Source organism: Candidatus Polarisedimenticolaceae bacterium, from assembly GCA_036275915.1.
In the GTDB taxonomy this organism is placed as follows: Bacteria; Acidobacteriota; Polarisedimenticolia; order Polarisedimenticolales; family DASRJG01; genus DASRJG01.
Genome location: DASUCV010000011.1, coordinates 137816 through 160487, shown reverse-complemented (window position 1 = coordinate 160487; position 22672 = coordinate 137816). Strand labels below are relative to the sequence as shown.

Sequence of the window (22672 nt, the reverse complement as noted above, 5' to 3'; positions counted from 1 at the left end):
CTCAGAGCTTCCACAGGCCGTGATGCACGCCGCCCTGGATGTAAATGGCGAACGTACCGTGGCCCGGGATCTCGAGCGGCGGGTGCGCGACCTGCGCGCCGGCTTCGACCGCCGCCGCGAGCGCGCCTTCGATGTCCGTCACGAGCCAATAGGGCCGCACGACCGGTTGCTCCGTCGGGTGCAGAGGCGCGCGCACGCCGAGCAGACCGCCTCCCGGCAACGACACCGTCCTCGCGTTCCCGAGCCCGGCGTCGGGCTGACCGAAAGGCGCCCCGAGCGCCGCAGTGTAGGCGGCACACACGGCATCCACATCGGGAGTCACGATCTCCAGGTAATGGACCCTCATCTCGACCTCAGCTTCCGCTCGGTGCCGACGGATCGGGCGTCGTGTCCTCGTTGGACTTCGTGAACAGCTTCTTCAGCCAGGCGAACAGCGCGACGATGCCGACGAAGATGAACTTCTTGGCCGCCAGCAGCCCGACCCACAGCATCTTGAACAGGCCGGCCTTCGCGGCGACGGTCGCCACACCGCCGACGATGAGGCCCGCGATGCCGTACTTCGCGACCTTGTCTTTCCCGGGAAGGTAATCCGCGTAGCGGTGGCCCTCGTTGAACTCTACCGCGGACAGGAGCGACTGCGTCTCCTGACGGATCGCGGGGAGCTGGTCGATGCCCGAGACCGCGTTCAGGACGAGAACCCCGCGCCGGCCGAGGATGCGAATGTTGTAGTTGAGCGTGTGCTTCCCCTTGCCCTCGAACGCCAGCTCCTTGGCCCAGTAAATTTTGTGCGCCGCTGCATCGTAGGACGGCCGCTCGGCCCACCCGATGAGCGTGACCGCCTCGTAGCCTTGCTTCTTCCGCTCGGCATTCGCTTCGGCCATCCCCTTCTGCATCTCCGACAGCATCTTGTCGTAATCGATCTTCGCGGCGTCGTCGTCATTGACGAAACCGTCCTCGTCGAAGGTGATGACGACGCCCCAGCCTTCTTTCGAAAGCGGACTCGTGGCGGTGGGGATCAACATGCCCAGCACGCCTTCGGTCGCTACCGGCGGATTGCCCCATCCCTCGGTGAGCAACCGGCGGCTGCCCTCGGCGCCGATGAACCTGAACGACTCCGGCAGCCGAATGGTCGCGATGCCGCCTGGGAGCTGAACCGTCCCGGTCTGATAGCCGAGCTTGGCCTCGAACTCCTCGGCCGTCATCTGGACGCCTTTCGGCTCCTCGGCGAGGACGCCGGTCACGGCAAGGAGGCAGAAAAGAATCGCAACCTTCCGCAAGCACCACGTGCACATGACATCCCCCTGTTTCTGCACGCATCGTACGACGATGGCGCCGCCCCTCCAAGATCGGGATTGTCTTGTGTATGCTCGCGCCTATCTTCGTCTCCAGGGGGAGCCCATGACCGAAATCGGTTCGAGCGTCGTCGCCGAGACCTGCGCACAGTGCGGCAAGACTCTCTCGACGGGCGATCGTGTCGCCAGCGGCGACAAGGTGTTCTGCGGTTCGTGCTATGCGTCGCTGCGCGCCGAGCTCGAGCACGCCGTCGGCTCGATGTCGACGGACATCCCCTGGGCCAAGGCGGCGGCCGGCGCCGTGCTGGGCGGCGCCGCAGGTGCGCTGGCGTGGTGGGGGTTCACCGTGATCACGCACGTCGCCCTGGGACTCATCGCGGTGGCGATCGGCTTCCTCACCGGCCAGGGTGTCGTCCGATTCTCGGGGGGCAAGCGTTCCGCCGGGCTCCAAGGACTGTCGGTGGCCGTCGCGGTGTTGAGCTTCTTCTTCGCGACCTACCTCGTGAACATGACGCTCATCAACAAAATGCTCGCCGAGAAGGGCACACCAGGTCACGTCCCCTTCCCGCCGACGTCGCCTGATATGTTCCTCCGCGTGATCTCGGCCGGCTTCGGCGTCATGGACCTCGTCTTCCTCGCGATCGCGATCTACGAAGCGTGGAAGATCCCGCGTCCCGTCAAGCTCCCCCGGGCACCCGCGTGAGCGAGCCGCAGGGCCCCGACGCCGAGCGGCGGCGGATCGAGAACCTCCGCGCCGTTCTCGCCGGGCCGCCTCCTCCGAAGCCCGCACCGACCGTCGCGCCTGCGCCGACCGAAACGCCGGACGCGCCTCGCTCGCCGCGAACCTGGAAGACCGCCCTCGGCGGCATCGGCGCGACGATCGCGATGCTCCTCGGCAAGTTCAAGTTCTTGGGCGTCCTCGCGGGCGCGCTGAAACTCAAGACGCTCGCGAGCATGCTGATCAGCATCGCGATCTACGGCACGCAGTGGGGGCTCCCGTTCGCGACCGGATTCGTCGTGCTCATCCTGATTCACGAGCTCGGTCACGTGGCGGTCTTGAGGCAAGAGGGAATTCCCGCGACGGCGCCGGTCTTCATCCCGTTCGTCGGTGCGTTCATCGCCATGCAGGGGCGGCCGCGCGACGCCTACGTCGAGGCGAAGGTCGGGATCGGCGGTCCGATCGCCGGCTCGATCGCGGCGTGGATCACCCTCGTCGCCGGCCTCGTCCTCGACAAGGGGCTCCTCGTGACGCTCGGCCACGCCGGCATCCTGCTCAACCTGTTCAACCTCGTCCCGGTGTCGCCTCTCGACGGTGGCCGGATCGCGGGCGCCTTCACGCGCGCCTTCTGGATCGGCGGCTACGCGCTCGGCGTCGTCGCGCTCGTCCTAACCCGCTCGCCGATTCTGCTCATCATCCTCGTCGTGGGCTTGTTCACGCTCTGGCAGCGCTGGAAGAACCCGATCCCCGGTTACGACGAGATCCCGCGCGGGAAGCGGTTGGCCATCGGTCTCGCGTACGCCGTGCTCGTCATCGCGCTCGCGGCGACGCTCCCGATCGGGATGCAGATCCATCCGGCGGCCGGCCAGGTCTGACGAAGATCAGTCCCTGAGCAACGGCTGCTTCGTGTATTCGGCCGGAATCGACACGATCGGCTCGTCCAGGCGGGTGTCATCGCGGAGCCGGCCGACGGCGCGAACGTAACCGAGCGTGCGGCCCTGATCCGCCTCGACGGCGGCAATCTCGACGCCATTGTCGGGCGCGATCTCGCGCTGCCAGTCGAGCCAGAAGCGCCAACCGTCGGTGAGCTCGTCCGCCGTGTCGACGGACACGATGCCCGTGCGTTCCCAGTGGCGGCGCCACCACGCGGCCGAATGGAGACAGCAAAGGCTCGGCTCCCACCACGCGCGAAGATGCTCCGGGACGTCGCCTTCGATCTCGTGCATGAGGCCGGTTTGCGCGATTCCAACGATGCCTCCCGGCTTCAGGAACCGCGCGAGATAGTTCAGGTAGAGATCGTCGGTGCCGTAGTACATGAACGAATCGATCGATAGGATCGTATCGAAGAAGCCCCTCTCGAACGGAAGCGACCGCGCTTCCGCATGGACCGCGAAGACACCGTCGATGCCGGCGTCGACGACGCGTTGCGCATTCGCTTCGGCGGCGAACCAAAGGTCGGCCGCCCACACCTGGACGTCGAACTCGCGGCGCAAGAAGATCGAGGACGACGCCTTCCCGCATCCCAGATCGAGCACGCGCATTCCCGGCTTGAGCGCGATCGCCTCGGTCAGCCACTCGGTGAGCCAGAGCGCGTTGGCTCCCCCGCTGACGCCGGCGGCGACCCACTCGGGGTGGTACCGGGACGAGCGTGGAAACCGGTCGCTCGAGAATCGTGGAGAGACGGGGCCCGCGTCCATTGCGCCATCTTAGGGCAATGGATGCGGGCCCGCGTAAGGGACAGGATCACGCGGCCTTCGGGAGCTTGGCGCCGAGCACTTCGATGCGCTCGATGACCGGCGGCGACGAGAGCATCTCCGGCGCCTTCGCCATCAGAGCCTGGGCGATCGGTCCGTTGAGGTGGGCCTGACGCCCGGCCTCGTCGGCGAACGCGTCGAAGACGCCGAACGTCGACGGGCCGAGACGCAGCGCGAACCAGACCGCCGTCGTCCCCTCCTGGCGCGCGAGCTGAAGACCCTGCGCGAGGAACTCCTGCACCTCGTTCTCCATCCCCGGTTTCGCTTCCATGCGCACGAACAAGCTGAGCATCGGCATTGTCGTTCTCCTTTCCGCTTCGGCAATACGCCGAAGCTGCGTGTCACGTTAGGACGCGGCCTCGGGTTCCACCATTGGCAAGATTGCCATCTATGATATTGTTATTGCCATGAGGGTCCATGTGCTGGCCGTCGATGGCGTTTTCGACCTCGGGCTCGCGTCCGTGCTCGATGCGTTCCAGACGGCGAATGAGCTCCTCGAAGCGACGGGGCTCGACGTCGAGCCGTTCCAGGTGAAGACCGTCGGCGTGCGGCGCCGCGTCACGACGGCTCAAGGCCTCTCCGTTCCCGTCCACTCCCCCGACCGGCGCACGCCCGATTGCGTCGTCGTCCCGGCGATCGGAACGAAGATGCCGGCGCCGCTCGAGAAGGCGTTGGCGCGGCCCGACGTGCACGACGCGGCCGAGCTTCTCCGGGACTACGCCAAGCGCGGTGCGACGATGACCGCCGCGTGCATCGGCACTTTCCTCATGGCGGAGTCCGGCCTCCTGAACGGCCAGCGCGCGACGACCACCTGGTGGCTCGCGCCGCTCTTCCGCCGCCGCTACCCCGACGTCGCGCTCGAGGACTCGAGCATGATCGTCGAGTCGGGCCGTTTTGTGACCGCCGGCGCCGCGCTCGGCCACATGGATCTGGCGCTGTGGCTCGTGAGGCGTGTCAGCCCGCAGCTGGCGGCGTTGACGGCGCAATACCTCATCGTCGATTCGCGGCCGTCACAGTCCGCGTACGCGCTGACCGACCATCTCGTGCACTCCGACCCGCTCGTGCAGAAGTTCGAGTCATGGGCGAGAGCGAGCGTCGCGCGAGGATTCTCGCTCGACCGCGCCGCCAGGGCGGTCGGATCGAGCAAGCGCACGCTCGCTCGGAAGCTTCAAGCCGTCCTCGGCAAGTCACCGCTCGAATACTTCCAGAGCGTGCGGGTCGAGCGCGCCGTCCATCTCTTGAAGACGACGCCAGCGAGCGTCGACGAGATCGCCGCGCGCGTCGGCTACGCCGACGGTGTCACGCTGCGCGCGTTGCTGCGGCGGCAGCTGCACCGGGGCGTGAGGGAGATTCGGCTCGGAGGCGGCGGCTGATCCTAGTCGCGCTCCGCTCGTTTAGGGCTCTTCCCCGTCCAACGCTTGAAGGCCCGCGAGAAGGCGGCCGCGTCCGAGAAGCCCACGAGCTGCGCCGTCTGGCGCACGGTGAGTTTTTCTTCGGTGAGGTACCGCACGGCGCGTGCGCGACGAAGCCTTTCCAGCACTGCGCCGAAAGTCACGCCTTCGGCTTTGAGCCGCCGGAGAAGTGTCGCTCGACTGAGACCGAGCTGACGGGCGATCTCCTCCATCCCGACTCGGCCATGCTCGAGGCCCCGGAGCAGGGCGTCCTCGACGGCCGCTTGCGTCGACGCCGGTCCCCTCAATCGAGCGAGAAGTTGCTCAGCTCGTTCGGTCAACGTTGCCGCCGCGGCAGGGAACGGCTTGGGCATCGACAGTGAAAGGAACGCCGGGTCCACGACGATCGCGTTCATGTCGCTCTCGAAAGTCAGCGCGACGCCGAACACCCGGTCGTACGCGTCTCGATGAGCGGGTTCGGCGTAGGTGAAATGGATCGCGTCGGGGAACGCGACGTCGGCCGCGCGGCCGCCGAGGGCCTTCATCATGCGGCGGGCGCCGGAGACCGAGCGCGCGACGCCCGACTCGGTGAGCACCCGATACCGTGCGTAAAGCGGGCTGGCGAGCTTCAGGCCGACCTTACCGCCGAGCCGGACGAGCTCCAGGCTCTCTCGATCTTCGCCGTCGTCGAGCGCGAGCGGCGCATAGCGGTTCGTCTTCTCGCGCGCGTCCTCCGCGTCGCGGCCGCTGATCGCGACCAGAGGCAGGATCGTCAGATCTTCCGCCGGCACCTCGTCCCCATAGAGCAGCGCGAGCGCGGGCTCGCGACAAAGGTCGATCGCCGCTTCCATCATGGCGACGTAGCGCACGACGGGAACCCTCGCATCGGCATCCGCCAGATCCGCCGGCTCGACGCCGGCGCGGCGCAAGACCGTTCGACGATCCGCGCCCCGCGCCACGGCGAACTCGAGAAACGCCTTGGGCGCGCTCGCGATCACGGTCGGCTCACGCATGACGCGGCACGGTGAAGCGGACGGACACGTCTTTGACGCGCGAGATCATGGTCGGTTGCGGGCCGCAGGCGTAGCGTCTCGGCGCATGGCAACGAGCTTCGGCGAGCAGGTTCATCCGGAAGGAGAGGGTACCAGGGCCGGCCGCCCGAGGTGGACTCCCGCGCAGGTGGCGCGCGCCGCCGCGATCCTCAACATCGCGAGCGGCGTCGGGGCCGGCTTCTCGGTCTCCGCCCTCTCGAAGATAATCGTTCGAGACGACGTCGCTCACACCGCGGCCAACCTCCTGCGCTTCGAATCGAAGTTTCGCTTCGGCATGGCGGCGGAGCTTTGCGCGCTCGGAGCATTCGCGAGCGCCATGCTCTTGGTCTACGCGCTCTTCAGACCGGTAGGCGACCGCTGCGCGCGGGCCTTCGTGGCTCTGACGCTGATGGGCGCCACGATCCAAGCCGCAGACGTGCTCACCGACGTCGCCGCGCTGATCTTCGTGAAGGGTGGGCCCGATCTCGCCGCCCTCCCGGTCGCGTCTGCGCAAGCGCTGGCGTACACGTGCCTGAGAATGCACTCCTTCGTGTACACCGTCGCGCTGATCTTCATGGGTTTCGGATCGCTCTGTCTCGCTCTGCTGGTGCGGCGCGCACGGTTCCTGCCGCGCCTCATCGGTTGGATCTACCCGCTCGATGGACTGGGCATCCTCGTGAGCGGCTTCGCCACCTTGCTCGTACCGGCGCTCGCCCTGCGCCTACGACCGATCGTGCCGTTCGGCACCGCGTTCGTCGCCGAGGCATCCCTCTACTTCTGGCTCCTCATCCGCGGTGTCGACGAGCACGAATGGAGCGAGCAGAGCCGCGCGGCCGAGTGAGTCACTTGGCCTTCGCCGGCTGCCAGAGCTGGATCGGGTTGCCTTCCGGATCCTCGAGCCGGGCGAAGTCTCCGGAGGGGTCGCTCCCCTCTTCTTCGACCTTGATCCCCGCCGCTCGGAGCTGCGCCATCATCGCCTTGAGATCGGCGACACGGAAGTTGACCATCCACATCTGCTCCGGCTTGCCGAAGTACTTTGTTTCCTTCTTGAACGGCGCGAAGACGGTCGGCCCCGCTTCCTGATGCCAGGGCTCCTGCCCCATGGCCGTCGGCGTGAGCGAGATCCCCAAGTTCGTCTCGTACCAGGCCGCGAGCTCCTTCGGATGCTCCGCCTTGAAGAACAGACCACCGATGCCGACAACCTTTTGCTTCGGCGCGTCGGCAGCGAAGACGAGCCCTCCGGTGACGATGACGAGGGTCGCGAGCAACAACGTGCGGAACCGCTCCTTCATGGGATCTCCTCCGAGGCTCCAAGGATCCTACAACGCTCGCTACCACCTCGCGGCCACGATGAAATCGCTCGCCGGCCGGTCGAGCCACGCCACGATGCGCATGGCCAGGCGCATTCCGATCGCGTAACGGGCGATTCGGATCCCCGTGAGCTGACTAGACGTGCATCGCAGCTCGACGGCGGCCGCGGCCCACGTGAGCTCCCGAGCCCTCCGCTCCGAGTCGAGCGCGGCGGCGAGCGCCTTGAGATCCCACCGAAGCCGGCGGTGAGGACCGACTGCCGGCGGTCGTACGCGCGTCTGCTTCGAGCCCGGGACGAATCGCTCCGGCGGCTCGCCTAGCCACCTCAGCATGAAGAGAGCGTGCTGACACGTGCAGTCGCCGCGACGCCCCAGCCCCGTGAGCGTCGCCGGACTGATGGGATGGTCGGCGCGCTTCGCGTTCAATGCGGCGGACTGCGCCCAGATTTCCCTTGCGACCTGTGGCCATGAAAGCTCTTCCTTCGAGCGCTTCGCGTCCATGGCGCGGAACAGCGCGAGACCGTCGAATTCAGCGATCGCGGGCCGCGTGCGTGTCATTGAGTGAAGATCGTCGTCACGACGTCTTGCTCCACTCGGACGCGAGAACGGCGTATACGGCGACGTCCTCGAAGCGGCCGAATCGTACGTACGCACTCCGATGAACACCCTCGAGGCGCATCCCCAACTTCTGCAGGACGCGCCCCGATGCCACGTTGCGGGTGAAATGGCGGCCTTGTACGCGCTCGAGGCCGAGCTTCTCGAATGCGAACGCCGTGACCGCGCGCGCGGCTTCGGTCGCGTATCCCTTGCCCCAGTGCGGGACGCCGATCCAGTAGCCGAGCTCGCCGTGCCGGTGTGCCATCAACATGGCGAGGCTGACTGTCCCGATCAGCACACCGTCGGCTGATCGGTCGCAAACCGCGAGAGCGAGTCCATGGCGGCGCTCCCACGCCATGGAGTGAGTGGCGATCCACTGCGCTCCTCCGCCGACGGGATACGGATGCGGAACGGTCAGCGTCGTATCGGCGATCTCACGAGCGCCCGCGAGGTGCTCGACTTCGGGACCGTCAGCCGCTTCGAACGGCCGAAGCATGAGGCGCGGCGTCTCGAGCCGAGGGATGTCAGTCGACATTGGGAATCTTAACGATGCGGCCATTGGCCTGCGCATCGTTCGGATCCTCGACGACGGTGACGTAGAGCTCCTTGTCGCCGGGACCGAACGCGACGTTGGTCGTGCCGTCGCCGGCGGCGATCGGGAACACGTGCAGCAGCTTGCCCTGGGGGGAGATCTTCAGGATCTTCCCACCGAACCACTGCGCGACGTAGAGGTTCCCCTTGCCGTCGATCTTCATGCTGTCGGGCCCGAGCCACCAGCTCTCGTTCTTGTTCGGCACCAGCAGGTTCAGCAGAGCGAAGTTCGAGCGGTCGCTTAGCGAGCCGTCGGCGTTGACGTGGAACTTGAGGATGCCGTTCCCCACCGTCTCGCTGACGTAGAGCGTCCGCTGATCGGGCGAGATACCGACGCCGTTGGCGTAGTTGAGATCGTTCGCCACCTCGACCCACTTGGTACCGCCTGCTGCGAGGTGAAGGATCTTGCCCGTCACCCCGGTCGGTGTGGCCTCGTAGTGGCCGAACACCGTGGCGTAGGCGCCGCCGTCGCGCGCGACGACGATGTCGTTGATGCCGCCGATGAATTTGCGGCCCTTGTCATCCGCGTCCCATCGCCGGAGCTGCCTTCCGGCCATGTCGAGCTCGAGGATCGCGCCCTTCTCGTCGGTGCAGGCCACGAGGAAGGTTTTCTGCTTGGTGAGGGCCAGCCCGTTGTGGCTGCAGCCTCTCAGGTTGTTGAGGACGGTCGCCGTCTTGCCGTCCCATTTCGACAGCGTGCTCGACGTCCATGCGACGTAATAGAGGTTGCCGTTGACGAAGAGCGGCCCTTCCGGGCCGAGCACATTGGCGACGACGGTGACCTCTTCGGCGCGGGCCGCGGATGCGGTCGCCTGAATGCAACAGACGATGATGACGATCGACAGATGCCTCAGATGGCGTCGTTTCATCCCGTTCACGGTGTGGCCAGACTACTCCGCCTGCGACGCGAACCGCTCGAGAATGTCCGCGATCTCCCGCGCGCGCGACACGTGCGGGCAATGCCCTGCCTGGATCTCGATCGGTGGTTGGCCGAGCAGGCGGCGGGTCGCGCGTCGGCCCCAGTCCGCCGTGAGGGTTCGATCGTCCGTTGCCACGATCGATGCCGTGCGCACACGCCGCCACTCGGCGAACGAGGCCGGCTCCGTCACGAGGTGCCGCGTGTCGAAGAGCTCAACCGTCTCGAGCGCCCAGGCGAGCGTCGCGTCGTCGCAGTCGTGGAAGAGGAACTCGCGGGCGAGGCCCGCCTGTTGCGACGTGTCGAACCATCGCGATCCCGCCTCGATCCAGCCGGGCGCGAACATGCCCGCATCCTCTGCGAACTGCTCGCGAACGCTCTTACCGGGCTCGGGGATCACCGCGGCCAGAAACACCAGACGAGGGCTTTCGCACAGCTCGGGCAACAGCGGGAGGAACACGCCGCTGAACGAGTGGGCAACGACCACACTGCCCGGCTCGGAGGCCGCCCGGGCGATCTCCGCGGCGTAGTCGACGAGCTTCCACTCCGGAGCGCGCTTCGGCAGGTCAGGGGCATCGACCGCGTGGCCTCGCGCCGTCAACACACGGGCGACTCGTGACCAGGAGTCAGCGTTCTGACCCGAGCCGTGGACGAGAACGAAGCGTGTCGGCGAGCCTAGCCCTTCGGCCCCGGCGTCTTGAGCAGCTCGCGCTTCTTCGCTTCGAGGGCTTGGCCGAGGTCGGTTTCGCCGGAGAGGAGGACGGAGTCGACGACGCCGTCGGGGCGGATGACGACGATGGTGGGTGTCGAGATCACCTGGTACTGGCCGCCGATCACCATGTCCTTGTCGACGAAGGTGGGGAAGACGAAGCCGCTGATGCGGCAGTACTCGGCGGTGCGGGTCTTCGTGGCGTCGTCGGTGACGCGCGCGGCGCCGATGACGTTCATCCCGTCTTGATGGCCCTTGAGCCAGTCGTTGAGCTTGGGAAGGCTCGCCTTGCAGTGGGGGCAATCGACCGACCAGAAGACGAGGACGTTGAGCTTCGTCGTGGAGAGCATGGAGTTGAAGCTGCGCGAGACCCCGTCACTCAGAAGCGGGGCGTCGAAGTCGGGGCACTTCTTGCCGACGAGCTCGGTGACCGGGTAGTACTGCTGAAGGAGGCCGTAGGTGCCGAGCTTGCCGGTCGAGGCGACGCGCTTGATCGCGCCCTCGACGTCGAGCTTGTATTCGAGGGTCTGCTTGAGGCTGCCGCCGTTGGAGAGACGCAGCTTCCCTTCGATGTCGACGATCGCGATGTTGGGGACCGAGTGGACGGCCAGCTCCTGGAGAACGCGGAAGCCTTCGTCGTAGAGGACCGGCGTCTTGAGCTTCAGCTCGCCGACGCGGGTCTTGAGAGGCGTGGTGTCGGACGAGCCGTACGGCGGAGCGGCAAACGAGAGGCAGACGACCTTCTCGCCGGCGGCGTCACACACGGCCTGCGTCTCTTGGAGGATCTTCTCGGAGCGCGGATTGTTGGCCATCCAGTAGATGAAGACCATCGGCTTCTTGCCGAGATAGGTGGCGAGATCGACGCTTGCCGGTTGGCCGGGGGCTGAGTTCATGTTCGCGAACTTCGCGGCCGGGAGGGCTTCACCGAATTGGACCACGGCTACGGCGGCGAGGCCGGGCGCGGCGGGCGGTGCGGCGGCCGGAGCCTGGGTCAGCGTCTGGGCCCGGCTGGCCGCCACGGCGGCGAGGAGCGCCGCCGAAAGGGTGACCGCTGCGAGCGTCTTCGGTCGGTTCATCGAAACCACCTCCACGGAACCACGGATTGTAGCCCAGGCGGGGCGGGGCCGCAGACCGGGAGCGCCGGCGGGGCGGCTCGAGCGGGAATAGAACTCGGTGCGCGTTTTTCGTCGCTCCCTGTCGCAACTCCGTAATTCGAATGCAGAGGTGCTGGAGTCTGTCGGGCTGATGCCGAACGGATCCCGCACGCACAGCGTTTAAGGATTGTCTCGGCGGCAGCCGGGACCTAGACTTCCCGCCGATGCGCGCGAGGTGCCTTCTGGCGGCGGCGGCTTTGGCCGTGAGCGGTTGCGCCGGCACCACCCATCGAGCTTCCGCGAACGTTCCCGTGCAAGAGGTCGCGCCGAAGGTACCGGAGGCGGCTTCGATCGCCGCGGTGACGGCTCCGGCCGCTCCCTCGAGCGAGGCGGCCCCTACGGAGGCGGGTGAGTCCGAGGACGGCGTCATGCACGTCGTGCAGCCGGGGCAAACGCTCTGGCGTATCGCGCGCGCCTACGACGTGCCGCTCGAGACGATCGCCCGCGTGAACAACATCGCCGATCCCACGCGCGTCGACGTCGGGACCCCGATCTTCATTCCGGGTGCCCGCGCGACGATCGACGTCGCGCCGTTCCCGGCACCGCTCCCCGGCTCGCGTCCGCCCGCGACGCTTCCGATCACGACCGCCGGGTCGTACATGTGGCCGGTCGAGGGCGGCGAGTTCATGCGCCCGTTCGGCGAGCCGCGGCGGCATCACATCCATGCAGGCGTCGACATCCGCGGCCTCAAGGGCCAGGACATCCTCGCCACGCGCGACGGCGTCGTCGCCTTCGCCGGGCACACCGCGAGCGGCTACGGCAACATGGTGATCCTCGACCATGGCGACGGCGTACAGTCGCTTTACGCGCACGCGATCTCGCTCATCGTCCACACCGGCGACTCGGTCACGAAGGGTGAGCCGATCGCGCACGTCGGCCGCACCGGAAACGCGACGACCGAGCACTGCCACTTCGAGCTGCGCCTCGAGAACCACCCGGTCGATCCGATGCCGTACTTCCAGTCGGTCGCGCAGGTCCGCCGGTGAAGGTCGAGATCCGCTGCGCGGGCTGCGGGAAGGGCTATCTGGTCGACGAGGCGAAGCTGCCGCTCGAAGGCGGGTTCGTCGCCTGCCAGGCCTGCGGCGCGACGATCGTCCTCCATCCGCGGCCGATCGCGGCGGAAGCCGCGGATGCGGTTCCCGCCGCCCCTCCGGCGCCAGCTCCCGCGCCGGCTCCCGCGCCGGCTGCGATCGCGGCTCCCGTGGGAGAGGTGTGCTGCCCGCGCTGCGGCCTCCACTTCACGCCGTCGGCCGAAACGCGGCGCGAGACGGGCGCGCGCCCGACGGTGCTCATCGTCGAGGACATGGAGTACTTCGCCCAGATCGCCCGCGACGCGCTCGCGGAACGGTATGAGGTGAAGCACGCGAAGACCGTCGCCGAGGCGAAGAGCTTCCTCGCCCAGGGCGGGATCCACCTGCTCCTCCTCGACCTGACGCTCGAGGGGGGCCAGGACGGGCTCCGGCTCCTCCGCGAGTTGCCGGGGAAGGTTTGCCCCGTGCTCGTGTTCACCGCCCAGGACGAATCCGAGATGTACGGCGAAGGCTGGAAGAAGCTCCAGGCGATGGGGATCGACGACGCCGTCATCAAGGGGATGAACATGGGCGAGTCGCTCGTAAAGAAGGTGGCCGCCCTCCTCGGCGAGACGCTGCCTCAAGACACCCTACAGCGCTAGAAGCGCAGCGCGCCTCCGACGAAGAACGAGAAGCCGCCCAGCTCGAGCCGCCCGGGTGGAGGCGACAGCGTCGAGAAGCTACCGCCCACCGCGGTGTCGCACCACGCGTAGCGCCCTTCGAGCGTGATCCCCCAGTTCGGAGAGACCGGGAACTCGAGCCCCGCGAACGCGTGCTGCTCGAACTCGACCCCCGAGTCGACGAATCGCGAGTAGACGATCGAGAGATCCGTGGCGACGAAGTCGCCCTGCTCCTCGTACTGCCAGTACACCGCGCCGATCCCGCCGCCGATGTACGGCACCGGATGGCGCACGTAATGATTGCCGCCCGTACCGCGGCGCGCGTAGCGCCCCGTGGGAAGGAACTTGAGATCGAGCGTGAGCGGCACCTCGTAGAGGCGCGTGTCGTGGAAGATCGGGTTGCCGATGGAATCGCTGAAATTCCGATCGGCGGAGCGGACGACCTCGTTGTAGAAGTCGATGTTGCCGCCGACTTCGAAGTAGTTGTTCACGGCGCCGGTGTAGCCGACGCCGCCGATGATCCCGTCGAAATCGCTGTGGTCGAGCGTGAACGCCGCCTCGTTCGCCCTCCAGAAATCGCTGTCGCCGCTCGGAAAGAACCCGCCGAGACGGAAGGTGAACGCCCCGGACGACCCGGCAGGCGCCGCCGACGCCGAACCGGCGGTCAGACATGCGGCGGTGATGCATGCGGCGAACACGAGGCTTCGTCTCATCGCTCGTCCTCCGATCGCGCGCGCGGCGCTCGAAGTCATTGAGGGTGCAACGGGCAGGCCAAGCGCCACCAAGGAAAAAGGGCCGGGATTTCCCGGCCCTTTCCCTCCCGCTGTCCCCGGGGTGGGACGTGCGAGACCTCCGAGCGTGACAGGGTTACCGCTGCACGGTCACCGTGGCGTTCTCCTCGAGCTTGAGCGCCAGGGTCGATCCGGCGGGCCATTCGACCTCCTGGCCCTTGGTCGCGGCGGCGGCGCCGGTACCCGCCGCGGCGCCGACGGCGGCGCCGATGAGCGTGCCTTTGGTCTTGTCGTGCTTGCTCAGGAGCCTCCCGAGAAGAGCACCGCCGGCGGTGGCGCCGGCAATCGTTCCGGCGTCCTTGCCGGTCTCGCTCTTCCCCTTCTGCTCGATGCTCGCGACGATCGGCACGCTGTGACCCTCGGCGAGCTCGAGCGTGTCGAACTTCACGCCGAGGAGCGCCTGGCCTCCGATCTTGCTCAGGGCGTGCGCCTCGGTGATCGTGCCGCTGATCGTCGCGCCGGCAGGGACGACCGTCATGCCATCGAGCTCGATCGCCTGCGTGAGCTTGGCGCGGATCGCGTCACCGATCTGGCTGGTCTTGCTGGACGCCGCGCTGACGAGCTGGATGTTGAGACCGGTCCCGGCCGGAAGAGTCTTGACGATCGGCTCGGGCGGCGGCGCCGGCTTCGACGCTTCCGCGACGGCCGCCGGAGCGGCCGTCGGGGCGGCCGTGGTCTCGTGCTTCTCGTGCTTGGGGGCGGGTGCTTGTGCTTGCGTCTGAGGTGCGGGTGCGGGTTGCGGCGTTGCCGGAGCTGCCTCTGCGGGCGGCTGCGCCGCCGGCGGTGTCGCCGTCTGGGCGGCGGCATCGGGCGCCGGCGCATCGTCGTGGTGGCCGCAGCCGGCAGAGGCCAGCGCCGCCAGCGCGACGAGCGAGGCGGCGACGACCTGGGCCCTTCGTGCAGTCATGGTGCGTTCCTCCTTGGTGGTGTGGTCAATCATTCGGTCCGCGCGGGCGAAATTCCAGTGCGCTTCTCCGCGGGGATCGCTTCGGCCACATCGAGCGCGGTCTGGTAGCGCCCGAACGGCGCGGAAATCTGCGTGCCTTGCACGATGGAGAGCAACGCGGCGAGCGTCTCGCGCGCGATCGCGATCCCTTCGATGCGGGCCTTTTCCTTCGTGTCGGCGCGGCGCATCCGCTCGAGCACTGCGTCGGGCACGCTGACGCCGGGGACTTCGTTGTTCATGAACTCCGCGTTGCGGAACGAGGCGAGCGGCCACACGCCCGCGATGATCGGGATCTTCGCGGGGCCGATCCGCTCGAGGAACCTGAGGAGCGCCTCGACGTCGAAGACCGGTTGGGTGATGCAGAATTGCGCGCCGGCATCGACCTTCCACTCGAATCGCGCGATCTCGCGATCGAGGTCGGGCGAGCCCGGATTCACGCCGCAGCCGACGAAGAACGAAGTCGGATCGCCGATCGCGTTGCCGCCGACGTCGTGCCCGCCGTTCAGGCGCGTGACCATATTCGTGAGGCCGATGCTGTCGACGTCGAAAACGGCGGTGGCGTCGGGGTAGTCGCCGAGCTTCGGCGGATCGCCGGTGATGATGAGCACGTTGCGAAGCCCGAGGGCGTGCGCGCCGAGCAGATCGGACTGCATGCCGAGGAGGTTCCGGTCCCGGCAGCAGTAGTGGATGATCGTCTCGATCCCGACCTGGCGCTCGAGGCTCACCGCCATCGCCATCGGGCTCATCCTGGCGGAAGCGCGCGGCCCGTCCGGGATGTTGATCGCGTCGACGCCGGCGGCTTGGAGCGCGACCGCTCCCGCGAGGTTCTTCGAGAGATCGTGGCCCCTCGGCGGCAGCATCTCGACGCTGACGACGAACTTCCCCGCGGCGATCGACGCCGCGAGGCGCGATCGCTCGGCGACCGGGACCGGCGGGACGCTCGCCTGCGCGCCGGCCGACGGCGCGACGACGGCAAACGTGCGACGCGCGGGTGACACGGCGCGCACCGCACCACGGATCGCCTTGATGTGGTCGGGTGTCGTGCCGCAGCAGCCCCCCAGGATTCGCACGCCGGCTTCGATGAAGCGCTTGGCGTAGACCGCCATGTACTCGGGGCTGCAGAGGTAGAGGTTCCGGTTGTCGACCGCGCGAGGCTTGCCGGCGTTCGGCTGCGCCGCGATCGGGAGGCTCACCGCGGTCGCCATCCGCTCGACGGCGTCGAGCATCGCGGCGGGGCCGACGGAGCAGTTCACGCCGACCGCCTGGACCGGAAGGGCGGCGAGACGCGGTCCGAACACTTCCGGCGCAACCCCCTCGAGGCTGCTTCCGTCGTCCTCGAGGGTCATGTGGGCCACGATCGGAAGGGATGAGACACGGCGGATCCCGAGGACCGCGGCCTCGACCTCGGCCAGGTCGTAGAACGTCTCGACGGAGAAGAGATCGATCCCGCCTTCGGCGAGACCGGCGGCCTGCTCGCTGAAGATGGCGATCGCCTCGTCGACCGAGGTCGGTCCCCACGGCTCGATACGGACGCCGAGCGGGCCGATCGCACCCGCGACGAGGGCGTCTTCACCCGCCGCCTTGCGCGCGAGTCGCGCGCCCTGCGCGTTGATCGCGGCGACCTGGTCGCCGAGCCCGTGCTTGTCGAGCTTGAGACGGTTGGCGCCGAAGGTGTTCGTCTCGATGACGTCGGCGCCCGCCGCGACATAGGAACGGTGCACCGTCTCGACGAGGCCTGCGTTCGAGAGGTTCAGCTCGTCGAAGCATTTGTTCAGGAACACGCCGAGATCGTAGAGACGCGTTCCCATGGCGCCGTCGAAGAGGATGATCCTCTCGGAGAGTCGATCGACGAAATCGCGTTTCATGTCTGCAATTTACCAGCGCCGGACACACGAAGGGCCGGCCCGTGTGACATAGCCACGGAGCCGGCCCTTGAGGATCCGATCGTGTCTACTCGAGGACGCGGATGACGACGCGGCGGTTCTTCGCGCGGCCGTCGGCGGTGTTGTTCGCCGCCACCGGCTTGGTCTCGCCGTACGAGATAACGTTCATCGCGTGGAGCGGAATCCCGCCGGTCTCGGCCAGGTAGTTCCGCACCGCCTCGGCGCGCATCTCACCGAGCTTCTCGTTGTAGGTGTCGCTGCCGATGTTGTCGGTGTGGCCCTCGATCTCGAGGTAGACCGTCTTGTCGAGGCCCTTCACCTTCGAGGCGAGGTCGTTGAGGATCGCCTGGGCGTCGTCGGGGATCTTGTCGCCGTCGAACTTGAACTTGACGCTGTCGTCCGACAGGGTCGTCGTCCAGAGGATCTTCCCGCGGGCGAGCTTCTGAGCGTCCTGCGCCGTGCTCATCGCCTGGTTGCCGATCTCGACGCCCTTGTCCGCCGTGGCCTTGACCTCGGTGATCTTGGTGTCCGTGTCCTTGGCGAGATCCGACGTCCGCTTCTCCTGAGTCTCGAGCCCGCTCTCGACGCCCTTGATCCGGGTGTCGGTCGCCTCGACGTTCTGTCTCCAGACCTTCTTCGTGACGCAGCCGTTCGCCGAGATCAGCGAAACCACCGCCACGCCCGCGACTGCCCAACCCAACCTCTTGTGCATATTTTTCGCTCCTTCGACTTGACCGTCGCCGACGCCACCAGGCGTCGTCGCGTGACGGTGAAACGTGTTGCGCGCCGCTCCGAACGGCTCCACGGCTTGGAATCGCGCTCCAACTTTACAAATTTGCTCGATTTCTCGCAATGGCATCCCGTCCAGTTCCGGACCGCATCCGGACTATTCTCAAGGGACGTGCCATCACGAAAGCGTCGTCCTACTTACAAATTCGTGGGATTTCCCGGGGTTAGAAGGCCCGAGTGACGCCTCTGCGGCGCGGCGGGAGTGTCAGATTTACGTGGGGCGGGAACTTAACCCGTCACGGGTTCGCGTAGTACCCCTTGCGGGTCTTGACGACGTAACGGCCGTTCCTGGCCTGGAGCTGGATCGAGCGGAAGTGGCCATCCCACCGCTGCAGGCCGGGCGAGTACCCGATCAGGTATTGGTAACGCAGGCTGGTCGAGATCTTGTCGACCGCCTCCTTCATCTCGTCGGGATCCTGGACCACGAAAGTGTCGCCCCCGGTTTCATCCGCGAACATCTTGAGCACGCCCATGTTCGTGGTCAGATCCGTGGGCTTCCTGTTGGTCTCCCAGGGGAGGGTCGAGAAGCCGATCGAGTAGATCGGCACCTCGACGTGGCGCGCGGTCTTGACCGCATCGTAGACCGTCAGCTTGCTCGCGTTGTCGACGCCATCGGTGATGAGGACGATCGCCTTCCGGCCGGTCGACGCCTCGTCGACGAGCTTCGGCGTGGCGGCGACCGCGTCGTTGAGCGCGGTCTGTCCGTACCCCTCCTGCACCGCCAAACGCTCCAGGAACACGGTGCGATCGGAGGTGAACTGCGTGACCCACGACACCTGCTCGTCGGCGAAACAGATCAGCGCGAAACGGTCCTGCGGGCGGAGCTGATCGACGAAGAAGCGGATCGCTTCTTTTGCGGCGTCCAGCTTGCCGCTCTGGCGCATGCTGCCGGAAACGTCGAGCACGAACGCGATCGCGACCGGAGCGTCGTTCTCGATCGAGAAGTACTTGATCTGCTGGGGGACCTTCTCGTCGGAGAGCTGGAAATCGTTCGCCTTGAGACCCGTGACGACGCGGCCGTGCTTGTCCTCGACGCTCGCCGGAATCAGGACGACACGCACCGCGACCTCTTCCTGATCCTGGAGCTTGAGGATGCGCTCGATCGTCGCGTCGTCGAGCTTCTTGCCTGGGACGGGCGGCGTGGGTTGCGCCGCGGCGGTCAGCGCCGGATCCGCGGCGGGCCCGTCGGCCCCGGCAGGCAGACCCGCCATGAGGATGGCGAGCGACGCGACAAAAATACCTTGTGTCCGGCGCATGTTGGGCACTCTCCGGTCATGCCGACGGTGCAATCGCCGGGCCAGGCAGCAGCGGGACGTCGCCCGCCAACTCCCGCACCGGAAGGCCGACGACTTCGAAAAACGAATCCGTGCTCGGATCGAGTCGCGCGGGCTTTTGGCGTACCACGTCGAGATGGCCGATCTCGTTTCCGAGCCGCGAGCGCAAAGTTCGTAGCGTCAGGAGTTCGGCCAGGCGGCGCTTCCAGCCGTCCCCCTGCTGTCGCAGCGACCAGCGCGCGACGGCCCGGGACGGCCAGCCGCGGCGGGCGATGTCGTCCTGCCAAGCCTGGGCCAGACGAGAAAGGGCGTGAGTCGAGAGGAGCGCAGACCGTACGGGCCTCTCGTCGAGGCCGGTGTCGGGGCGCTCGAGCGCGTCCGCGAGGAGGAGCGACCCGTCGCGATCGCCGATCGCCACCGCGGCGGCGAGACGCACAGGGCTTCCGGCCTCGACAGCGACGAGGACAGGCCGTCCGCGCCCAGGCTCGACCGCGGAGACGATCCTCTCCGTGAGCGTCGCCAGGCCTGACCGAGACAGCGCCTCGGATGCGCCGGCGACTCGCCAGTACAGGACCGCCGGATCCGACGGCTTCGCCGACGCGAGCGCCGCGCGGAGCATCTCGGGCTCTCGCTCGAGGTGTGCGTGGCCGGCCGCGACGGCGGAAGAGACGAGCAACGCCGCCGGTCTCCTCTCGGACGGCTGCGCCCGCATGAGCAGGATGAGCTCGAGGCTGGGCAGCTCGGGCCTCAGGGCGAGCAGGAACGCGAGATGGCGCTCGTCGCAGGCGATCGCCTGTACGACCTCGGATGCGGCGAGGGCGTGCGCGAGGCCGCGCTCACCGAGAGCGGGATCCGGCGAGACGAGGCAACCGCCGGCGACGAGAACCGCCAGCTCGGCTCGGAGGGCGTCGGCTCCCGCCTGTCCAAGGACAGCCACCCGTCCGGCGGGGGCGAGGCCGTAGCCGATCATCGCCGCGGCGAGCGCGCGGACGTCGGAGCCGAAGGCGGCACCCCCGTCGTCCCATCCGGACGAGGTGCGCACGCGCACCTCCGGCCGGGCGGTCGACGTCAGTCCGTCGAAGATCGAGGATGGGACCGACGCCGCCACTGCAAGGTCAGAATCGGTACTTGAAGGTGCCGCCGAACAGGTTGATCGACGTTTGGTAGGTGCCTGGGAGAACGCCGTCGGCCGGCGTGCCGGTCGCCGTCACGTCGTCGAAGTCGAGGCGCATCGCATAGACATCGATGCCGAACTTTTTCCCCTGCCATCCATAGCCCAGGCTGTAGCCGGTCCGGTCGGAGTCGGGAATCGAGGGACGGAGGTATTGGGTGGGGACCGGCGACTGGTCGACGTAGGCGCCGGCGCGGATCTCGTGGTGGCCTTCTTGGTCGATCCGGAACGCGAGGCCGAGCCGGTAGGCCCACACCGCCTTCCAGTTCTCGACGAGCGACACCGACGTCAGCGGGCTCGGCGTTTGGATGATGAGGCTCTGGAACGAGTTCCACGCCGTGTGATAGGCATCGGTCTCGACGTCGAACCGCTTGGTCGACCAGGCAACCGCGATGGTGGCCTCGGAGGGAAGGTCGATTGCCGCCGTCGCGGAGGAGTTGAAGAGGTTCCCCGCCGCGCCGCTGAAGCGGATCTGACCGTTGATCTTCGGCGTGAACCCCGACCGGTACGTCCCCGCGATCGAGAACCCGGCATGCCGGAAGGCGAGCGCGGCGTTGTAGCCGATCGCATCGCCCTCGCCGGTCAGGTTGCTCGTCGTTGGCGGAACGGCGATGTCCCGCGAGAATTCATGGACCTCGGCCGTCAGGTAGTCGAGCCCGATTCCGAGCGACCAGTACTCGTGGAGCTTGAAAGCAATGTTGGGGTTGATCAGGTAGGTGACCAACTCCGCGCGCTTGCTGAACTGCGATACGGGCGACGGCCACTCGGTCGCCAGGCCGAACGGGTTATTGACCCCGACCCCCCACGCCACGCGGTCGTTGATCTTCTGGGAGAAATAGATCTGCGCGGGCGTCTCGACGTTGCTGATGGCGTCGAAGGTACCGATGCCGGTGACGAGCTTCGTGTCGGAGCCGACGTCGAGGTAGTTCACACCGAACTGAAGCTCGCGGCCGCTCATGAACGCGAGGGCGGCAGGGTTGTACCAATTGGCCGACGCATCGTCGGCACGGGCGACCCAGGCGCCGGCCTGGCCGGAGGCCTTCGCCCCCTGCTCGTAGAACGCGAACCCCGACCCGAACGCCGGACCGACGGCTAGGGCCGCCGCGGTGGCCACGACGAACGCGAGACGCTTGTCCATCTCCCCCTCATTTCTGCGTGTGGAGCGCGCTGCGACGTGAAAATCGCTCGGACGTCCGGCCGGCGCATGGAGCGGCTGTCCCCAAAGCGGGCGGATCATAACACTGCACACATGCAGCGCGAATCGGCCTCGAGACCACCGAACACCCGAGCCGTGCTTGACGGGCGTCTGTCTTTTCTCTATATAGGCAGACTTTCGTATCAGTAGTGTGGCCGACGAGTGGCTTCGAGAAGCCGTGGTGCGGGGCGAAGCGCAGGGGGCGTTGCATGATCGGGTATCGGAGGGTGGTGGCTGTGTGCGTCGTGGCGCTCGGGGTGGCGTTCAGCCCCGCGGCCGCAGAAGACCCAGCCCCCAAGAAGACGGAAGCGACCCCGCCCGCGGAGCCGCCGAAACAGAAGGAGCCGTTCTTCGGCGACCACTTCGCGCTCTACCTCGAGGTCAGGGGTGGACCGGCGACGATCCACGACCTGGAGAACCCCGTGTCGAGCGGCCCCGACGCCTCGACGTCGAGCAAAGTCCAGCTCAACGGGAGCCAAGCCGGGCTGTTCACGGTCGGCTGGACGCTGCCCCGTGGCCGGGGCCAGTACCTGTTCACCTACAACGGTCTGCATGACGGGTCGTACGACCTTCACGCGACCGGCTACGAGCGCGCCTTCCCCGGCGGTGGCAGCACGGTCCTGCCCTCTCAGCTTCCGTGGTGGCACCTCGACATCGACAGCGGCCACTCGCACGTGACGCAGATCCCGCCGTTCTGGGACCCGTCCCACGACACCAATGGCAACGGCCTCCCCGACACGAACGAGTTCACCTACCCGACCACCACGGTCGACCTTTCGACGACCGTTCCCAAGGACCTGAACAACCGCCTCTCGACCTACGACCTCTACTACCGCCGCGACTGGGGCGGCCTCCGGTTTCACGGCGCCTGGACCGCGGGCATCCGCTATCTCGACTACCAGGGGGCCGTCCCGTGCCCGGCGTGGGTCATCGGCTCGAAGCAGGTCGTCGGCTTCGGCTTCACCGACACCGTCGCCACGAAGATGCTCCTCATGGGCGAGTCGACGAAGGGGTGGGGGCCGCTCGGCTCGGGTGAAGCGCAGTTCAACTTCTTCCGGCAGCGCCTCTCGCTCTACATTCAAGGCCAGGCGGCGCTCCTCCAAGAGAACCTCAACGTCGACTCGGGACCGTTCACCTACTTCGCGTTCCAGTCGATCGGCGGCGTGACCGTCGCCGTTCCAGGGTACGGCGTCCTCCAGCAGTCGGTCGGCAAGACCGCTTGGAACACGATGGTGGAAGCGGGCGCGCGCATCAAGGTGCTCGACGGCTTCCACGTCATCATCGACTGGAACACCACCGGCTACCTCGACACGGTTCTTCTTCCCGACAAGCTCTCGGTGCCGGCGAACGCCGCGCAGGTTTCGTTGGGCGCGGTCGCAACCTACGTCTCGCGTGACATCGTGCGCTCGACGATCAACGTGGGGTTGAGCTTCCAGTTCTAGTCAACAGTCGACAGTTCACAGTCGACAG

24 protein-coding genes and 1 pseudogene are annotated in these 22672 nt (G+C 67.2%); 7 read left to right on the top strand and 18 right to left on the bottom strand.

Annotated features, from left to right (window positions below; genetic code table 11):
- Nucleotide 1: 1 nt before the first annotated feature.
- Together VFV19_10290 and VFV19_10285 are read right to left on the bottom strand one after the other, a co-directional pair.
- Nucleotides 2-346, bottom strand: coding sequence for a hypothetical protein (locus VFV19_10290; protein ID HEX4824694.1), 345 nt, complete (start codon nt 344-346; stop codon nt 2-4).
- A 7-nt stretch (nt 347-353) separates the two neighbouring features.
- Entirely contained in the window at nt 354-1292 is a 939-nt protein-coding gene (locus VFV19_10285; GenBank protein ID HEX4824693.1) for a DUF2167 domain-containing protein, read from the bottom strand.
- Nucleotides 1293-1398: 106 nt separating this feature from the next.
- Here VFV19_10285 and VFV19_10280 point away from each other — a divergent pair, with 106 nt between their 5' ends.
- A complete protein-coding gene (locus VFV19_10280; GenBank protein HEX4824692.1) occupies nt 1399-1995 on the top strand; it encodes a hypothetical protein in 597 nt (198 codons plus the stop codon).
- Entirely contained in the window at nt 1992-2885 is an 894-nt protein-coding gene (locus VFV19_10275; GenBank protein ID HEX4824691.1) for a site-2 protease family protein, read from the top strand. The genes VFV19_10280 and VFV19_10275 overlap by 4 nt, the downstream gene beginning before the upstream one ends.
- A 6-nt stretch (nt 2886-2891) precedes the next feature.
- Here VFV19_10275 and VFV19_10270 read toward each other — a convergent pair whose 3' ends face one another.
- Nucleotides 2892-3707: a methyltransferase domain-containing protein gene (locus VFV19_10270; protein HEX4824690.1), complete on the bottom strand. Its 816-nt coding sequence runs from the start codon at nt 3705-3707 to the stop codon at nt 2892-2894.
- Nucleotides 3708-3753: 46 nt separating this feature from the next.
- A complete protein-coding gene (locus VFV19_10265; protein ID HEX4824689.1) occupies nt 3754-4062 on the bottom strand; it encodes an antibiotic biosynthesis monooxygenase in 309 nt (102 codons plus the stop codon).
- A gap of 109 nt (nt 4063-4171) precedes the next feature.
- On the opposite strand from VFV19_10265, the gene VFV19_10260 reads away from it, so the two are divergent.
- Complete coding sequence (locus tag VFV19_10260; GenBank protein ID HEX4824688.1) at nt 4172-5137, top strand: helix-turn-helix domain-containing protein; 966 nt, start codon at nt 4172-4174, stop codon at nt 5135-5137.
- A 2-nt stretch (nt 5138-5139) separates the two neighbouring features.
- Here VFV19_10260 and VFV19_10255 read toward each other — a convergent pair whose 3' ends face one another.
- On the bottom strand, nt 5140-6168 hold the full coding sequence (locus VFV19_10255) for an AraC family transcriptional regulator ligand-binding domain-containing protein (GenBank protein ID HEX4824687.1): 1029 nt from the start codon (nt 6166-6168) through the stop codon (nt 5140-5142).
- 85 nt (nt 6169-6253) lie between these two features.
- Between VFV19_10255 and VFV19_10250 the strand changes: the two genes are divergently transcribed.
- Nucleotides 6254-7027, top strand: a complete 774-nt coding sequence (locus VFV19_10250; protein ID HEX4824686.1) for a DUF4386 domain-containing protein — start codon at nt 6254-6256, stop codon at nt 7025-7027.
- A 1-nt stretch (nt 7028) separates the two neighbouring features.
- On the opposite strand, the gene VFV19_10245 is transcribed toward VFV19_10250, so the two are convergent.
- The 6 genes and pseudogenes from VFV19_10245 to VFV19_10220 form a co-directional block, all read right to left on the bottom strand.
- Complete coding sequence (locus VFV19_10245; protein ID HEX4824685.1) at nt 7029-7478, bottom strand: VOC family protein; 450 nt, start codon at nt 7476-7478, stop codon at nt 7029-7031.
- 39 nt (nt 7479-7517) lie between these two features.
- Nucleotides 7518-8054, bottom strand: a complete 537-nt coding sequence (locus VFV19_10240; protein ID HEX4824684.1) for a hypothetical protein — start codon at nt 8052-8054, stop codon at nt 7518-7520.
- A 16-nt stretch (nt 8055-8070) separates the two neighbouring features.
- Nucleotides 8071-8628: a GNAT family N-acetyltransferase gene (locus VFV19_10235; GenBank protein ID HEX4824683.1), complete on the bottom strand. Its 558-nt coding sequence runs from the start codon at nt 8626-8628 to the stop codon at nt 8071-8073.
- Nucleotides 8618-9553, bottom strand: a complete 936-nt coding sequence (locus tag VFV19_10230) for an SMP-30/gluconolactonase/LRE family protein (GenBank protein HEX4824682.1) — start codon at nt 9551-9553, stop codon at nt 8618-8620. Before VFV19_10230 ends, VFV19_10235 begins: the two co-directional genes overlap by 11 nt.
- A gap of 21 nt (nt 9554-9574) precedes the next feature.
- Nucleotides 9575-10249: pseudogene (locus VFV19_10225) on the bottom strand (alpha/beta hydrolase).
- A 26-nt stretch (nt 10250-10275) separates the two neighbouring features.
- Complete coding sequence (locus tag VFV19_10220) at nt 10276-11385, bottom strand: TlpA disulfide reductase family protein (GenBank protein HEX4824681.1); 1110 nt, start codon at nt 11383-11385, stop codon at nt 10276-10278.
- Between the two features lie 242 nt (nt 11386-11627).
- On the opposite strand from VFV19_10220, the gene VFV19_10215 reads away from it, so the two are divergent.
- Together VFV19_10215 and VFV19_10210 are read left to right on the top strand one after the other, a co-directional pair.
- Nucleotides 11628-12449 (top strand): M23 family metallopeptidase, encoded by an 822-nt coding sequence (locus tag VFV19_10215; protein HEX4824680.1) that lies wholly within the window; start codon nt 11628-11630, stop codon nt 12447-12449.
- Nucleotides 12446-13135 (top strand): response regulator, encoded by a 690-nt coding sequence (locus VFV19_10210; GenBank protein ID HEX4824679.1) that lies wholly within the window; start codon nt 12446-12448, stop codon nt 13133-13135. Before VFV19_10215 ends, VFV19_10210 begins: the two co-directional genes overlap by 4 nt.
- On the opposite strand, the gene VFV19_10205 is transcribed toward VFV19_10210, so the two are convergent.
- From VFV19_10205 to VFV19_10175, 7 genes are all read right to left on the bottom strand, one after another.
- A complete protein-coding gene (locus VFV19_10205) occupies nt 13132-13866 on the bottom strand; it encodes a hypothetical protein (protein ID HEX4824678.1) in 735 nt (244 codons plus the stop codon). The genes VFV19_10210 and VFV19_10205 overlap by 4 nt on opposite strands.
- A 154-nt stretch (nt 13867-14020) precedes the next feature.
- Complete coding sequence (locus VFV19_10200) at nt 14021-14851, bottom strand: glycine zipper 2TM domain-containing protein (GenBank protein HEX4824677.1); 831 nt, start codon at nt 14849-14851, stop codon at nt 14021-14023.
- A 29-nt stretch (nt 14852-14880) separates the two neighbouring features.
- Entirely contained in the window at nt 14881-16755 is a 1875-nt protein-coding gene (locus VFV19_10195) for a bifunctional homocysteine S-methyltransferase/methylenetetrahydrofolate reductase (protein ID HEX4824676.1), read from the bottom strand.
- An 85-nt stretch (nt 16756-16840) separates the two neighbouring features.
- Nucleotides 16841-17485: an OmpA family protein gene (locus tag VFV19_10190; GenBank protein HEX4824675.1), complete on the bottom strand. Its 645-nt coding sequence runs from the start codon at nt 17483-17485 to the stop codon at nt 16841-16843.
- Nucleotides 17486-17798: 313 nt separating this feature from the next.
- Nucleotides 17799-18818, bottom strand: a complete 1020-nt coding sequence (locus tag VFV19_10185) for a VWA domain-containing protein (protein ID HEX4824674.1) — start codon at nt 18816-18818, stop codon at nt 17799-17801.
- 16 nt (nt 18819-18834) lie between these two features.
- Nucleotides 18835-19944 carry an AMP-binding protein gene (locus VFV19_10180; protein HEX4824673.1) on the bottom strand — a complete coding sequence of 370 codons (1110 nt, stop codon included), beginning with the start codon at nt 19942-19944 and terminating at the stop codon, nt 18835-18837.
- A gap of 7 nt (nt 19945-19951) precedes the next feature.
- Nucleotides 19952-21145 carry an outer membrane protein transport protein gene (locus VFV19_10175; GenBank protein ID HEX4824672.1) on the bottom strand — a complete coding sequence of 398 codons (1194 nt, stop codon included), beginning with the start codon at nt 21143-21145 and terminating at the stop codon, nt 19952-19954.
- Between the two features lie 266 nt (nt 21146-21411).
- On the opposite strand from VFV19_10175, the gene VFV19_10170 reads away from it, so the two are divergent.
- On the top strand, nt 21412-22644 hold the full coding sequence (locus VFV19_10170) for a hypothetical protein (protein HEX4824671.1): 1233 nt from the start codon (nt 21412-21414) through the stop codon (nt 22642-22644).
- Nucleotides 22645-22672: the final 28 nt, after the last annotated feature.

Bases quoted from the DNA above. Each gene is read 5' to 3' on its own strand.
- VFV19_10290 (HEX4824694.1), bottom strand. From the start codon at position 346: ATGAGGGTCCATTACCTGGAGATCGTGACTCCCGATGTGGATGCCGTG.
- VFV19_10285 (HEX4824693.1), bottom strand. From the start codon at position 1,292: ATGTGCACGTGGTGCTTGCGGAAGGTTGCGATTCTTTTCTGCCTCCTT.
- VFV19_10280 (HEX4824692.1), top strand. From the start codon at position 1,399: ATGACCGAAATCGGTTCGAGCGTCGTCGCCGAGACCTGCGCACAGTGC.
- VFV19_10270 (HEX4824690.1), bottom strand. From the start codon at position 3,707: ATGGACGCGGGCCCCGTCTCTCCACGATTCTCGAGCGACCGGTTTCCA.
- VFV19_10265 (HEX4824689.1), bottom strand. From the start codon at position 4,062: ATGCCGATGCTCAGCTTGTTCGTGCGCATGGAAGCGAAACCGGGGATG.
- VFV19_10260 (HEX4824688.1), top strand. From the start codon at position 4,172: ATGAGGGTCCATGTGCTGGCCGTCGATGGCGTTTTCGACCTCGGGCTC.
- VFV19_10255 (HEX4824687.1), bottom strand. From the start codon at position 6,168: ATGCGTGAGCCGACCGTGATCGCGAGCGCGCCCAAGGCGTTTCTCGAG.
- VFV19_10250 (HEX4824686.1), top strand. From the start codon at position 6,254: ATGGCAACGAGCTTCGGCGAGCAGGTTCATCCGGAAGGAGAGGGTACC.
- VFV19_10245 (HEX4824685.1), bottom strand. From the start codon at position 7,478: ATGAAGGAGCGGTTCCGCACGTTGTTGCTCGCGACCCTCGTCATCGTC.
- VFV19_10240 (HEX4824684.1), bottom strand. From the start codon at position 8,054: ATGACACGCACGCGGCCCGCGATCGCTGAATTCGACGGTCTCGCGCTG.
- VFV19_10235 (HEX4824683.1), bottom strand. From the start codon at position 8,628: ATGTCGACTGACATCCCTCGGCTCGAGACGCCGCGCCTCATGCTTCGG.
- VFV19_10230 (HEX4824682.1), bottom strand. From the start codon at position 9,553: ATGAAACGACGCCATCTGAGGCATCTGTCGATCGTCATCATCGTCTGT.
- VFV19_10220 (HEX4824681.1), bottom strand. From the start codon at position 11,385: ATGAACCGACCGAAGACGCTCGCAGCGGTCACCCTTTCGGCGGCGCTC.
- VFV19_10215 (HEX4824680.1), top strand. From the start codon at position 11,628: ATGCGCGCGAGGTGCCTTCTGGCGGCGGCGGCTTTGGCCGTGAGCGGT.
- VFV19_10205 (HEX4824678.1), bottom strand. From the start codon at position 13,866: ATGAGACGAAGCCTCGTGTTCGCCGCATGCATCACCGCCGCATGTCTG.
- VFV19_10200 (HEX4824677.1), bottom strand. From the start codon at position 14,851: ATGACTGCACGAAGGGCCCAGGTCGTCGCCGCCTCGCTCGTCGCGCTG.
- VFV19_10195 (HEX4824676.1), bottom strand. From the start codon at position 16,755: ATGAAACGCGATTTCGTCGATCGACTCTCCGAGAGGATCATCCTCTTC.
- VFV19_10190 (HEX4824675.1), bottom strand. From the start codon at position 17,485: ATGCACAAGAGGTTGGGTTGGGCAGTCGCGGGCGTGGCGGTGGTTTCG.
- VFV19_10185 (HEX4824674.1), bottom strand. From the start codon at position 18,818: ATGCGCCGGACACAAGGTATTTTTGTCGCGTCGCTCGCCATCCTCATG.
- VFV19_10175 (HEX4824672.1), bottom strand. From the start codon at position 21,145: ATGGACAAGCGTCTCGCGTTCGTCGTGGCCACCGCGGCGGCCCTAGCC.
- VFV19_10170 (HEX4824671.1), top strand. From the start codon at position 21,412: ATGATCGGGTATCGGAGGGTGGTGGCTGTGTGCGTCGTGGCGCTCGGG.